At 68.1% G+C, this 13,457-nt stretch carries 12 protein-coding genes; 1 reads left to right on the forward strand and 11 read right to left on the reverse strand.

Annotation, left to right across the window (positions count from 1 at the left end; all coding sequences use genetic code 11):
* Positions 1 to 4 precede the first annotated feature (4 nt).
* The 7 genes from A5705_RS25400 to fadD5 form a co-directional block, all read right to left on the reverse strand.
* Positions 5 to 1,624 (reverse strand): virulence factor Mce family protein, encoded by a 1,620-nt coding sequence (locus A5705_RS25400; protein WP_068280801.1) that lies wholly within the window; start codon positions 1,622 to 1,624, stop codon positions 5 to 7.
* On the reverse strand, positions 1,621 to 3,210 hold the full coding sequence (locus A5705_RS25405) for a virulence factor Mce family protein (RefSeq protein WP_068280804.1): 1,590 nt from the start codon (positions 3,208 to 3,210) through the stop codon (positions 1,621 to 1,623). Before A5705_RS25405 ends, A5705_RS25400 begins: the two co-directional genes overlap by 4 nt.
* Positions 3,207 to 4,247 carry a virulence factor Mce family protein gene (locus A5705_RS25410; protein WP_067883867.1) on the reverse strand — a complete coding sequence of 347 codons (1,041 nt, stop codon included), beginning with the start codon at positions 4,245 to 4,247 and terminating at the stop codon, positions 3,207 to 3,209. Before A5705_RS25410 ends, A5705_RS25405 begins: the two co-directional genes overlap by 4 nt.
* A complete protein-coding gene (locus tag A5705_RS25415; protein WP_068280807.1) occupies positions 4,244 to 5,593 on the reverse strand; it encodes an MCE family protein in 1,350 nt (449 codons plus the stop codon). The genes A5705_RS25410 and A5705_RS25415 overlap by 4 nt, the downstream gene beginning before the upstream one ends.
* A 2-nt stretch (positions 5,594 to 5,595) precedes the next feature.
* Positions 5,596 to 6,465: an ABC transporter permease gene (locus tag A5705_RS25420; protein ID WP_068280810.1), complete on the reverse strand. Its 870-nt coding sequence runs from the start codon at positions 6,463 to 6,465 to the stop codon at positions 5,596 to 5,598.
* A 1-nt stretch (position 6,466) separates the two neighbouring features.
* On the reverse strand, positions 6,467 to 7,282 hold the full coding sequence (locus A5705_RS25425; protein WP_067883872.1) for an ABC transporter permease: 816 nt from the start codon (positions 7,280 to 7,282) through the stop codon (positions 6,467 to 6,469).
* A gap of 218 nt (positions 7,283 to 7,500) precedes the next feature.
* Positions 7,501 to 9,150, reverse strand: coding sequence for a fatty-acid--CoA ligase FadD5 (fadD5, locus tag A5705_RS25430; protein WP_068280813.1), 1,650 nt, complete (start codon positions 9,148 to 9,150; stop codon positions 7,501 to 7,503).
* Between the two features lie 139 nt (positions 9,151 to 9,289).
* Here fadD5 and A5705_RS25435 point away from each other — a divergent pair, with 139 nt between their 5' ends.
* A complete protein-coding gene (locus A5705_RS25435; RefSeq protein ID WP_067883876.1) occupies positions 9,290 to 9,982 on the forward strand; it encodes a GntR family transcriptional regulator in 693 nt (230 codons plus the stop codon).
* Between the two features lie 10 nt (positions 9,983 to 9,992).
* On the opposite strand, the gene A5705_RS25440 is transcribed toward A5705_RS25435, so the two are convergent.
* The 4 genes from A5705_RS25440 to A5705_RS25455 are packed head-to-tail and all read right to left on the reverse strand — an operon-like array spanning position 9,993 to position 13,445.
* Positions 9,993 to 10,433, reverse strand: coding sequence for an SRPBCC family protein (locus A5705_RS25440; protein ID WP_067883878.1), 441 nt, complete (start codon positions 10,431 to 10,433; stop codon positions 9,993 to 9,995).
* A gap of 38 nt (positions 10,434 to 10,471) precedes the next feature.
* A complete protein-coding gene (locus A5705_RS25445) occupies positions 10,472 to 10,933 on the reverse strand; it encodes a thioesterase family protein (protein WP_067883879.1) in 462 nt (153 codons plus the stop codon).
* 3 nt (positions 10,934 to 10,936) lie between these two features.
* Complete coding sequence (locus A5705_RS25450) at positions 10,937 to 12,244, reverse strand: hydroxyacid-oxoacid transhydrogenase (protein ID WP_068280816.1); 1,308 nt, start codon at positions 12,242 to 12,244, stop codon at positions 10,937 to 10,939.
* 7 nt (positions 12,245 to 12,251) lie between these two features.
* Complete coding sequence (locus A5705_RS25455; protein WP_068280819.1) at positions 12,252 to 13,445, reverse strand: enolase C-terminal domain-like protein; 1,194 nt, start codon at positions 13,443 to 13,445, stop codon at positions 12,252 to 12,254.
* Positions 13,446 to 13,457: the final 12 nt, after the last annotated feature.

Consider the following 13,457-nt stretch of genomic DNA (forward strand, 5'->3'; position numbering starts at 1 on the left):
GCGCTCACTGGCCACCCCCTAGGTCAGCGGCGGCGGGCGCCGCCGGCCCGCCGGCGTTGGGGGCCGGCGCCGCGACCGGCGCGGGCGTCGGAGCGACCGGGCCGGGGGCCACCTCCGGCCCCGGCGGCGGCGGGGGTATCGGCACCTGTGGCGGGTTTTGCCCGATCACCGGCGAGGGGCTCTCGTCGTAGGCGTTCGGCGGCCCGGGCGGGGTCTGAAGGGTCGACTCCACGGGCGGAATGTTGGGCCCACCCATCAGTTCGGCAAGCGACTCAGGCGTCATGAGACCTTGCGTGATCGGTCCCACCTGCTGCCCCTGCATGCCGGGGGCCACGATCCACCCGTGTTGGGTGTTGCGGTGTGACGTCGGCGTATCCGGTGACCAGATGCCCGGGACAGTCGTGTCCTTGTATCCGTTCGGCGGGTGCAGCCGCGGCTCGGAGTAGGCGACGTCCTTGGGCAGCGTCTCGGCCGTGCTGGCGACGTTGAGGCCGAAGGGCAAGTAGTTGAACTTGATCGCGTCGAGGATCGGCGCCAGGTATTGCGCGCACAGCTCGGCGGACTCCTGGTAACCCAGCCGGCTGCCGGCCTGGATCGAGCTGCAGATGAACTGCATCGGGTTGGCGAAGCTGGTGATCGCCGGGATGGCCACCACCGACCCGTGCGTCGGGTGATAGATCTGGTTGATGTTCGCCGCGGCCGTCGGCAGGACGTGCAGGGCGGTCTCCAGACCGTTCAGCGAATCGGGTTGCAGCAGCGCGTTCGTCGCCGTCGCCAGGTTGTTGACGTCGTGCGTCAGCACCTCGCGGTTCTGGTCCAGCCAGGGCCGCACGGTGGAAAGCAGACTGTCGAACTGTGAGATCGCGTCGGCCAGGGCGCCGTCGGAGCTGGCGAGCCGGCCGGTGACATCGGCGAGGTTCTGGTTCAGCGCGACGAACTGCTGGTCGTCCTGGTGCAGGGCGTTGACGAACAGTGCCAGGCTGCGCACCACCGCGAAGAAGTCGCCGCGCCCCTCGTTGAGCGCGGTCAACGCCTGCGACAGGCTGTTCAGCGTGGTGTTGATCTGCTTGCCCTTGCCGGCCAGGCCATTCGCGTAGGACTCGATGACCTCACCGAATGGGCCCTTGGGCTGCTCGGGCGTCGGGCCGAGCTTGGAGATGATGTTGGTGATGCTGTTGCGCAGGGTGTCCCACTCCACCGGCACCTGGGTGCGTTCTTCGGGGATCACGGCGTTGTCGGCCAGCACCGGGCCGCCCTTGTAGGCCGGCTCCAGCTGGATCGCGCGCGAGGCCACCAGGGTCGGGTTGAGGATCACCGCCGACGCGTTTGCGGGCACCTTGTACTTGTTCTCGTAGTGGAAGGTCACCTTCATCTTGTCGCCGGCCGGCTCGATCTTGTCGATCGTGCCCACCCGCAGGCCCATGATCTGGACCTTGTCGCCGGCGTACAGCGCGTTGGCCGCCGGGAAGTACGCGACGACGGTGTTGTTGGTCAGCTTCTGGTACAGCCGCCACCCGGCGTAGCCGACCACCAGGGCCAGCACGATGACCAGCGACCCGACGATCACCGACGTCCGGGACAGCTTCGGCAGCCGGATGTTGCGGACGTCAAAGATGGTGCTCAATTCTGGCTACCTCCGGTGACGCCGCTACCTCCCGTGCCGCCGGGGTTGATGAACGGTGCCGGCAGCTGGATCCCCGGCCCGGGCGGTGCCGGCGGTCCGGGCGGCAGGGCCGGCGCGAACGTCGACGGGGGCGGCGTCGGGCCTGCCGGTCCCAGGTTCTCGGTCCGCGCGCCCGGCGGCGCCTGAGTCGGCAGCGGCACCGGCGTGCCCGGCACGTTCGGCGGCGGGTCACCCGGCCGCCCGGCGATGTTGATGCCCGGGGTGGGCGGCAGCCCGTCGGGGTTCGGCGGCGACGTCGCGACGTCGACGGGCGCCGGGAAGTTCACTCCACCGAAGGGGCCGATGTTCGCGCCGGCGCACGGCAACGGGTTCCACGGCCGCGGCAGGCCCTCGTCGCCGACGGTGACGTTGCCGCCGGGGTTGGCCGGCGTGTACGAGCACGGCGACCCGGGCGGGACGGCCGGTCCCGGATGGTCGGGCGTGCCCTCCAGCACCGGCGGCGCCGGCGGCGGCGCGCCGTTGGGCTGCCGGGTGCCGTTCGGGTCGGGCCACCGGAATTCCGGCAGACCGGCGCTGCGCCAGAAGTTTTCGGGGTCGATGCCGCGCTTCTTGAACGCGGCGTCGATGAACGGCTGCACGATCTGACCGGGAAACAGGTTGTGCAGCACCACCTTGAAGAACGGTCCCGACGCGATGGCCTCGTTCAGCGATGGCAGGAATTTGCCGACCTCGGTGAAGCCGGTGGCGAGGTCGTCCTTGCGCTGGACCAGGATGTCGCTGACCGTGCGCAACTGCTCCAGCACGTGGTTGAGGTTGGGGTTGTCCTTGATGAAGCCCTTGACCTGCTCGGAGAAGGCGGCGATGTTGCTCAGCAGCGCGTTGATCGCCTGGCCGCGCTCGTTGAACGCGGCCAGCAAGACCTTCGCGTTCACCAGCAGCCGGTCGATCTGCTCGCTGCGGTCACCCAGAATGCCCGCCACCTGATTGGCCTGCGCGAGCAGGTGCTTGACCTGCTCGTCGCGCTTGCCGATGGTGTCGGAGAACTTGGCCACGCCGTCGAGCGCGGAACTCAGGTGCGGGTAGGTCTGATCGATCGTCTCCGACAGCACGTGCAGCGACTGCTTGACCGTGTCGATGTCCCAACCCTGCGCGGCCTTGGTCACGTCGAAGAACGCGTCGTAGATCTGGTAAGGCGTGGTGCTCTGCCCGATCGGCAACGAGTCCCCGGGACGCAGCGTCTGGCTGCCCCGGTTCTCGATCTCCAGGACCTTTTTGCCGAGGATGGTGTCGGTCTTGATCGCCAGCCGGCTTTCGGTGCCGATCCGTTGGCTGCCGAGATTGAACTTGATCAGGATGTGGTCGCCGTCGATCTTGAGGCTTTCCACTTTCCCGACGTCCATGCCGGCGATGCGGACCTTGTCGCCTTTGCTGAGGCCGCCGGTGTCGGTGAACTGCCCGTAGTAGTGCGGCTTGGCCATCAGCATGGGCACGCTGGTGAAGCTTTGACCGACACCGATGACGAGCAGCGTCACGATGATGCCCATCAGGCCGATGCGCATCCGGTTGGGGGGTTCCAGCGTCCTCATTGCGGCGTGCACCTACCCGTCGGCTGCGAGAAGAGCTTGACCGTGCGCACCGGACCACCGGCCTGCAACCCGTTGATCTTGAGGGTGATGTCGCAGGCGTAGAAGTTGACGAAGTCCCCGTAGGAACCGATGGTGCGCCCGATCATGTTCAGCGCGGTCGGCACTTTATGGATGAAGTCGTTCAGTTGCTCGCGCTGATCGATCAGCGGCTGCTGCACCGCGTCCAGGTAGTTCAGGGTGCTGTGCAGCAACCCGCGGTCCTCGGCCAGCAGGTCGGCCACCGTCCCGGCGGCGTTGCTGATGTGCGCGGTGCCCGCCGCCAGCGGTTCGGCGTGGTTCTTCAGCCCGGTGATCAGCACCTCGAGGTTGTTCACCGTCTGATCGAATTGCTGGCGATGCCGGACCGTGGTGTCCAGCACGACGTTCAGGTTCTTGATCACCTCGCCGATCGCCTGGTCGCGCTGCCCCAGCTGGGACGTCAGCTGCGCGGTGTTGTCGAGGATGTCGTTGATGGTGCCGCCCTGACCCTGGAACACCGTGATCAGCGCGGTCGCGATGGTGTTGACCTTTTGCGGGTCGAGCGCCCGAAACAGCGGCTTGAAACCACCGATCAGCGCGTCGAGGTCGAGCGCCGGCGAGGTCCGTGACACGGGGATGAAGCCGCCCGGGGGCAGCACCTTGTCGGCTCCCTCGCCCTCGCCGCGCTTGAGCTCCAGGTACCGGTTGCCGATCAGGTCGAGGTAGCGGATCTGCGCCGTCGTCGACTGATACAGCGGGATCGAACGGTCGACGCTGAAGTTCACCCGCGCGCGCCGGCCGCCGTCGACCAGCTCGACCGAGCTGACCTTGCCGATCTCCACGCCCGAGGCCCGGACGAATTGGCCCTGCCGCAGCCCGCTGATGTTGGTGAATTCCGCGGAGTACCCGTAGGTGCGGTCGAAGCGCATCTGACCGAACACCACGATGATCATCACAGTGAAGACCAGCAGCACCAGGGAGAAGATGCTGAGTCGAACGATGGTTCCGGTGATTTTCATGGGTTGATCGTGTTGTCCCCTACTTGGCGGCCCCAGACGTACTCGATCGCGTACGGGGAACCGGTGTCGAGGTGGTTGTACGGCGCGATGCTGTTGCCGGAGTCCATCACCAACTCGGGCGCGGGCCACAGGTCGTGGGTGATGTGCTGCCAGCAACCCGGCGCACCGCCTGGCCCGCCGCGCGCGTTCACGCGCGGCAGATTCTCGGGCCACACGTACGGGTTCGGCGCCCCGCCGATCAGGGTGGCGATGTTCCCCAGGCCCGCAAGCCCTTGGGTGGGCAGCGCGAAGATTCCGATCAGACCGACGAGGGTCACCGCCGACAGCGGGTTGAGCAACAAGCCCAGTCCGGACAGCACCTTCGTGTCGGCGTTGAGCGAATAGCCGTTGCCGCCGAGGAACTTCTGGGCGATGGGCTCGATGTCGTGGTAGTTGCGGACCGTGCAGAACAGCTCGGGGCTGTAGGTGTCCAGCAGCTGGGCCGTGGGCACCAGGTCCCTGGCCCCGCGGGCGAGGTACGGCCCGCCTCTCTCGAAGATGTCCGCGCCCGTGTTGCCGAAGCCGGCCGCCGACAGCAACGCCTGGTCGAGGTCCTTCTGCTGCGCATTGATCGTGCGCGACGTGACGACGGCGTTGTTGAGGAAGTCGAACAGGTCGGGCGCGGCGTTGGCGTAGGTGTCACCCAGACCCGCGAGCTGCTGGATGTCGTGGCGGGCCTGCGGCATCTGCGGGTTGACGTCGTCGAGGATCGCGTTGGCGTTGACGACCGACTGACCGAACCGATCACCCAGCCCGGTCAGCGCCTGGGCGGCGGCGCTCAGCGTCAGGTTCAGCTTGACCGGGTCCACCTGCTGCGCGATCTCGGTGATGGTCTGGAACAGCGTGTTGATCTCCGTCGTCACCGATCGGGCGTCGATCACGGTCTGCGGCGTGATCCGTTGCGGGGAAGGGTTTTTCGGCGTCGTCAGCGACACGTACTTGCCGCCGAACACCGTCGTCGCCTTGATGTCGGCGTTCACGTTCGACGGGATCAGCTTGAGGTAGCGCGGGTACACGTCGAGGCTGAACTTGGCGGCCGGCTTGCCGTCCTTGACGATCTCGGAGATATTGGCGACCCGGCCGATCTCCACCCCGTTGTAGGTGACCTTGGAGCCCGGATCCATGACGAGCCCGGCCCGGGAGGCCACCATCGTCAGCTTGGTCTTGGGCGTGAAGTCCCCCCGGAACTGCCCGTACACCAAAACCAGCAGCACGGCGGCGACGACCAGCATCGCGACCCCGGCCAGCTTGTAGGGCGGGTTGTGGGGGGCGTTGACCTTTCCGGCGGTCCCTGTCGCAGTGGTCATGGCTAAACCGTTAAAGCGAAGTTGGGGTTGACGCCGTAGAGCGCCAACGCGGCGGCCAGAACGACAACCTGCACCGACACCAGCGAGAAGCGCATCGACCGGCCGACGGCCTCGCCGACGCCGACGGGTCCGCCGCCCGCGTTGTACCCGTAGTAGCAGTGGGTGATCATGACCACCGCCGTGATGATGATGGCCTCGACGAAGGACCAGAACACGTCGTCGGGGCGCAGGAACGTCCGGAAGTAGTGCTCATAGGTGCCGTGCGACTGCCCGTAGATCACCGTCGTGGTGATCTGCGGCGACAGGAACGACATGATCATGGCCAGCGAGTAGAGCGGGATGATCACCACCAGGCCGGCCATGATCCGCGTGCTCGCCAGGAACGAAATCGACTTGACCCCCATGACCTCGAGGGCGTCGATCTCCTCGCTGATCCGCATGGCCCCCAGCTCGGCGGTGGCGCCGGCGCCGACGGTGGCGGCCATCGAGATCCCGGTCACGACGGGTGCGGCGATGCGCACGTTGATCAATGCGGCGAAGAAGCCGGTGAACGCCTCGACGCCGATGTTGCCCAGGGATGCGAACCCCTGGATGGCCACGAGCGAGCTACCGGACAGCGTGACGAAGCCGACGATCGCGACCGTGCCGCCGACGACGGCCATCGCGCCGGTGCCCATGCCGATCTGGGCGATCAGCCGCAGCGTCTCCTTGCGGTAGTTGCGCAGCGCGTGCGGGATGTTGCCGAGGGCCACCGCCCCGAACCAGCCCATCTGCCCGATGTCGTCGAGTCCACGGCCGAAGGCGCCGCCGTAGCGATTGACGTTCTCGACCGCCCGCGGGAAGCGGGCGCGCAACACCGCACCGGTCGACATGTCAGCGCCCCGTCCCGAACCGAACACCGATCGTGGTCAGCACCACGTTCACCGCGTAGAGCGCGACCACGCAGAGCACCACGGTCTCGTTGACCGCGGTGCCCAGCCCCTTGGACCCGCCGCGCACGGTCAGGCCGCGGAAACAGCCGACCAGGCCGGCGATGAGGCCGAACGTCGCGGCCTTGACCGTTGCGATGACCACCTCCGGCAGGCCCGTGATGGTGGTCAGGGTGGCCAGGTAGGCCCCGCCCGAGACGTTCTGCAGGTACACACCGAACAGGTAGCCGCCGACCAGGCCGACGGTGATCACCAGGCCGTTGAGCAGCGTGGCGACCAGGGTCGCGGCGATCACCCGGGGCACCACCAGCCGGTGGATCGGGTCGATGCCCAGCACCTCCATCGCGTCGATCTCTTCGCGAATGGTGCGGGCACCCAGGTCCGCGCAGATCGCCGTCGAGCCGGCGCCGGCCACCACCAGCACGGTGGTCAGCGGGCCCAACTGGGTGACCGCGCCGATGGCGGCGCCCGCACCCGACAGGTCGGCCGCACCGAACTGGGCCAGCAGGACGTTGAGGGTGAAGATCAGCAGAACGGTCAGCGGGATCGAGACCATGATGGTCGGCAGGAACGCCACCCGCATGATGAACCAGCACTGCAGAACGAACTCGCGCCACTGGAAAGGCCAGCGGAACAGCGCCCTTCCGGTCAGGACGCACATCCGGAAGAAGCCACCGATGAGGGTCAGCGGAGTCTCGAGCTGGTCGCGAAGGTAGCCGACCAGATAGGGGCCGCGTCGACTTTCCGTCGTCGAAGTCACCGCTGCCCCCTCCCCTCGACACCGCGGGACTGGCGGATCCGCGGCCTATCGTGTCGCACGCCGCCCCCGCCTTGCCGCGACCCTACGTCTGTGACCATCGGCTCCCTACCGGCAAGTAGTAACGGAGACCACAGGAATGTACCCGATGGCCGTGAACGTGTGAACTGCATCCGCACAATTAACCCTTCGTCAACAGCGGGCAAACGTTACAGTTTCCGTCAACCTTCCTCTCCGGTAGCTGAATCCCTTGCGCCAGAAGCGCTTTCGGTCACCGTGACCACCCCGTAGCGCACCCGTAGCTCAGTCTTGAGCACCTTTCCGGCCGGGTTGCGGGGAAGGGCGTCGACGATCTCGAGCGCCTTCGGATGCTTGTAGCGCGCCAGCCGCTCGGCCAGGTACTCGTGCAGGTCGTCGAGCCGCAGTTCGTCGCCGGCGATGGCCGCGACCGCGATCGGCACCTCGCCCCATTTCTCGTGGACCCGGCCGATGACGGCGACCTCGACGATCTGAGGATGGCCGGCGAGAACGTTCTCGACCTCGGCGCAGTAGATGTTCTCGCCGCCGGAGATGATCATGTCCTTCTTGCGGTCGACCACCCAGACGTAGCCTTCCTCGTCCATGCGCACCAGGTCTCCGGAATGGAACCAACCGCCCGCGAACGCCTCCGCCGTGGCCTCCGGGTTGTTCCAGTAGCCGCTCATCAAAGTCGGTGCCCGGTAGACGATCTCGCCCACCTCGCCGACCGGCACGTCGTTCATGTTCTCGTCCACCACGCGCGCCGCGACCGTGGGGATCACCTTGCCGACCGAGCCGCGCTTCCGGATCGCGTCCTCGCCGAGCAGCATGCAGGTGACCGGCGACATCTCGGTCTGGCCGAACGCCGCCAGGATCTGGGTGCCGGGGAAGGTTGCCGACATCTCCCGCAGCAACGCGTCCGGCGCCGGGGCGGCCCCCCACGACATCACCCGCAGCCTCAGGTCGCGGGGTCGCGCCCGCTGCTCGGCGCACACCGCCTGCCACTGCGCGGGAACCAGGAACAGGCCGGTGACCTTCTCCGCCGACAGCACGTCGAGCAGCTGCCCCGGGTCGAAGGCGCCGAGCGGATAGATCACCGTGGGGATGCCGAGCAGCATGCCGGTGAGCATGTTGCCGATCCCGGCGATGTGGAAGAACGGGACACCGATGAAACCGACATCGCTATTTATGTCGGCGCCGTTGGTGTAGAGGCCGGTCATGGTCTGGCCGGTCAGATTGGCGTGGGTCAGCACCGCACCCTTGGGCCGCCCGGTGGTGCCCGAGGTGTACATGATCAGCGCCGGCGAGTCGTTCGGGATGTCCGGGATGTCCCTGGACCCGCGCTCGTCGCCGCGCTCGCTAACGAGGTCTTCGTAGCCGAAGACACGGTCGTCGGTCGCCGCGCCGGCCACGACAATGGTGTCGAGCATCGGCTGGATGTCACGAACGCCGGTGGCCACCGGCGCGAGCACGGCTTCGGTGATCATCACCCGCGCCTCGCAGTCCTCGACCAAAAAGACGACCTCCGCCGAGGTGAGCCGGAAGTTGAGCGGGACCGCGATGGCCCCGAGCGCGTTGGCGGCCAGCACCGACTCGACGAATTCGGTGCGGTTGAGCATCAGGATCATGACGCGATCACCGAAGCCGACCCCGCGGCGGCTCAGCGCGTCGGCCAGCGCCATCACCCGGCGGTGCAGGCCGCCCCAGGTGACCGTGTTGCCCAGGAAACGCAGCGCCGTTGCGTTCGGTTGCATCAGCGCGTGCCGTTCCAGTTGGTTGACCCAGTTCTGCCGCCGGGACAGGTAGGGCTGCTCGGTGGCCCGGGTCGGCTGGCTGGCCAGTTGCGCGGTCAACTAGTTGCCTCCCCTTCACCTCGCGCACCGCTTGCGCCAGGTTGATATTTGATAAAACATAGTGTTGTGTGGGTCACATTATGGCTTTAGTGCCACAAAGACAAGACCCGCCCAGCCCGCGAAACCCCTGGCAGCCCGCGTGAACGCACCGATCAGGACGCACCGGAGGACCCGGCGGCCACTCCGCCGGGCGCAGCTGTCCGACGAGGTCGCGGGCCACCTGCGCGCCGCGATCATGTCCGGGGCCTTGCGTCCCGGGACGTTCATCCGCCTCGATGAGACCGCGGCGGAACTCGGCGTCAGCGTGACCCCGGTGCGCGAAGCGTTGCTGAAGTTGCGCGGCGAGGGCATGGTCCAGCTGGAGCCGCACCGCGGGCATGTCGTGCTGCCGCTGTCGCGGCAGGACATCGAGGACATCTTCTGGCTACAGGCGACAATCGCCAGGGAACTCGCCGCCGCGGCCACCGAGCACATCACCGACGCCGAGATCGACGAGCTGGACCGCATCACCAACGCCCTTGCGGCGGCCCTGGGATCCAGCGACGCCGAAACCATCGCGGGCATCGAGTTCGCTTTTCACCGCGTCTTCAACCAGGCCAGCGGACGGATCAAGCTGGCGTGGTTCCTGCTCAACGCCGCCCGCTACGCGCCGCTGCTGGTGTACGCGGCCGATCCCGAGTGGGGTGCGGCCGCGGTGCAGAACCACCGGCAGCTGGTGGCGGCCCTGCGCCGGCGCGACGCCGCCGCGGTGATCGAGCACGCCGTCTGGCAGTTCAGCGACGCGGCGGACCGGCTGACGGTGATGCTGGACCGCACGGGAGTCTTCGGCTGAGCCGAGCGCCCTAGCCGCCGGCCAGCTGCTCGGCGCGCTGCTTGAGGTTGTTGGCGAGGTGGTCGAGCACGTTGTTGGCGAGCTGCTTCAGCATCGGGGCGGGCACCGGCATGTTGGTCTCGACGTCCATGTCCACCGTCAGCAGGCTGGATGCGCCCGTCTCGACCGCGCTGAACAGCTGCTCCTGCTTGGTGAACAGGTCGCCCTGCTGCAGCACGGTCTGGATCTGGTTTTCCCCCGGGTAGTAGACCGCCTGGATGAACGTCGCCTGCATGCCTTGGTAATCGGCGTCGAGCCGCACCTGGCTGGGGCGCCCGTCGTCGTAGCGGGCGAGCACCCACAGGCCCTTGATCTCCTCGTTCCATTCCGGGTAGCGCTCGAAGTCGGCGACGATCCCCATGATCGACGCGGCGTCGGCGCCGACCTCGACGGTCCTGCTCAGAACTGGCATTGGCGAAGCATAGCCGGGGCGGCGAAAGTGGCCGACTCCTATGCCATCTCGCCAACGCGGGCCGTCGACAGCAGCGAGCGGATGGCGTCGGGAATGGGCACCGGTTTGCGGCTGATCCGGTCGACGTAGACGTGCACCCAGTGGCCCAGCGCCGTGATCGGCCGGGGTCCGCCGCCGTCGCCGCGGAACACGCCGAGCCGGTAGGTGACGCTGCTGCGGCCCAGCCGCGTCACCGCGAGGCCCACCACGAGGCTCTCCGGGAAATGCAGCTCCGAGAAGTAGCGGCAGCCCGACTCGGCGACGATGCCCAGCGCCGGCGTGGTGAGTGGGTCGAGGCCGGTGGTCGTGTTGATCCAGGCGTTGATCGCGGTGTCGAACAGCTGGTAGTACACCGCATTGTTGAGGTGGCCGAACATGTCGTTGTCGGCCCACCGGGTTCCCACCGGCCACAACACCGGGAAGTCGGCGCTGGTGAGGTCGCCCGCCGCAGGTGAGCCCATCGTCTACCAGTACCGCATGGCCTGCCGGAACAGGTCGGCCAGCACCGGTTTGCTCATCTCGCGCGGGGCGTTCTGCAACAGGCGCTGCTGCGGGTAGGCGCCCTCGGTCAGGGCCGCCAGGTCGTCGTCGGTGTAGCCGACCCCGCCCAGCCCGTTGGGCATGCCGACCGCCCGCATGATGCGGATGAGTTCGTCGGCCAGCACCTCGCCCGCATCCCTCGGGTCCGCGCCCCGGGTGTCGGCGCCCAGCAGCCGCGCGCCTTCCAGGTGCCGCTCCGGGCTGGCCTGCGCCGTGAAGCGGAACGACGACGGCGCGTTGAGGATGACGGCCATGCCGTGCGGCACGAGCGGCTCGTCGTCCGGATACCCGGGCGGCCGGAATTCGCGGACCAGCCCGGCCACCGCGTAGGCCATGCCGTGCGGGGCGTGCACGCCCGCGTTGCCGAACGCGATGCCCGCCAGGGTGGCGGCCCACATCATCTGCTCGCGCGCCTCGCGGTCGGAGGCGTCGCTCACCGCGCGCTCCAGGAACTGCCCCAGCACGCGCAAGGCCTCGCGGCAGCCGAGATCGCTCCACGGGTTGGCGCCCTGGCTCATGGGCCGCAGGCTCGGGCGTTCGGGCGCGCGCCGCCGGACGTACGGCCGCGCGGTGTAGGACTCCAACGCGTGCGACAGCACGTCGAGGCCGGCCGACGCGACGACCTCGCGGGGCAGGCTCGCGGTGCAGTCGGGGTCGACGAGCGCCTCGGTGGGGCGCAGCGCGGGCGACGCGATGCCGGTCTTGGCCTTCAGCGACAGCAGGTCGAAGATCGCGATGCCGGTGACCTCGCTCCCGGTGCCCGCGGTGGTGGGGCAGGCGATGTGCGGCTTGAGCGGGCCGGGCACGGGTCTGCCCTCCCCGATCGGCGCGTTGACGTAGGCCGGGAGATCGGCGGGATGGGTGGCGTACAGGTTGGCGGCCTTGCACGTGTCGATGACCGAGCCACCGCCCAGCGACACGTAGCCGTCGGGGTTCGTCTCCGCCGCGAACCGTGCCGCGTCCCGAAACGACGCGTCGGTGGGCTCGACATGCACGTCGGTGTAGGTGACGACGTCGAGCCCGGCCGCGGCGAGCGAGTCGCGGGCCGTGGCGAAGACGGGCAGGCCGGCCACGCCGGCGTCGGAGAACAACGCCACCCGCCGCATGCCCAGGACCTTGGCACGGTCACCCACCTCCGCCAGGCAACCTCTCCCGAAGGTCACCCGCGACGCGTCGACGGTGAAGGCTCCGTCGCAGTCCTGGGCGGGAATGGGGTATCCGCAGCACGCCATGCGGCCATTATCTCGGGTGCAGCGGCGCGACCGGCTCGGCGGTGCTGACGGGCAGGCGGTGAGCGTCGATGTAGTCCCACCGGATCAGGTAGCCGAGTCCCGGCGCCTGCGGCAGTTCGACGAAGCCGTCCGGGCCGAGCGGATCGCAGGGCGCGTCGAGGTAGGGCGGGGCGGCGTCGTAGCGGACCCCGGGCCCCAGCAGGCCGCGCTCGTAGTATTCGCAGACGTCTTCGCTTGTGGCGCCGAGGACTTGGAGGTTGCCGAAGCCGCTCATGTGCAGCTCGCAGCGCATGCCGACCGCCTCGCACATGCCGGCCAGCTTCATGACGCCGGTGATGCCGCCGCGCAGCACGTCGATGCGGCTGATGTCGGACGCCTTGCGCAGGATCCAGTCGGCGCGGGTGTCGATGCCGCCCTCGGCGATCTCCGGTGAGCAGATCGGGATTTCGAGCTCGTCGGCCAGCTTCACGTAGGCCTCGACCCGGTGCTCGGGCATCGGGTGCTCGTACCAGTAGAAGCCCAGCCGCTCGAGTTCGCGGCCGACGCGCAGCGCGTCGGAGTAGGTGTGGTAGGTGCCCCACGGGTCGAACATCAGCACCATCTCGTCACCGACCGCCGCCCGAACCTCCCGGCACACCCGGACGTCCCAGTCCACGTACGACGGCCGCGGCAGCGCGGGTTGGCGGGTCGCGGGGTTCCAGTAGTGGTAGGGATGGATCTTGTAGGCGCGATAGCCCTGTCGTTGACATTCGACGGCGTGGGCGGCGTATTCGTCGGGCGATCCGAGATTGTTGAAGCTGCTCGCATACGCCTTGACCCGGTCGCGAGCACCGCCCAGCAGCTTGCGCACCGGCAGCCCGGCGAGCCGGCCCGCCAGGTCCCACAGGGCTAGATCGATGACGCTGCAGACGTTTTCGGGGAGCTTCGCCGCCCACAGCTGCCGCCAGATCTCCACCCGGTCGAACGGGTCCTGCCCGGCGAGCAGCGGGCTCAGGAACTGCGTGATCAGTGCCTGGTCCCCGGGCAGCAGGCCGTCCTGGTCGCCGTGGAAGTGACCGCCGAAGTAGTAACCCTCGACTCCCTCGTCGGTGAGCACCTTGGTGACGGTCTGGACGACGCGGTAGTCGGTGTTCAACTGGCCGAACGAGATTCGATCGACGAAGGTCTCGAACGGCACGACCTCAAGCCCGGTGATCTTCATGACAGCCGATTG

This window comes from Mycobacterium sp. E787 (assembly GCF_001668725.1).
Taxonomy (GTDB): domain Bacteria; phylum Actinomycetota; class Actinomycetes; order Mycobacteriales; family Mycobacteriaceae; genus Mycobacterium.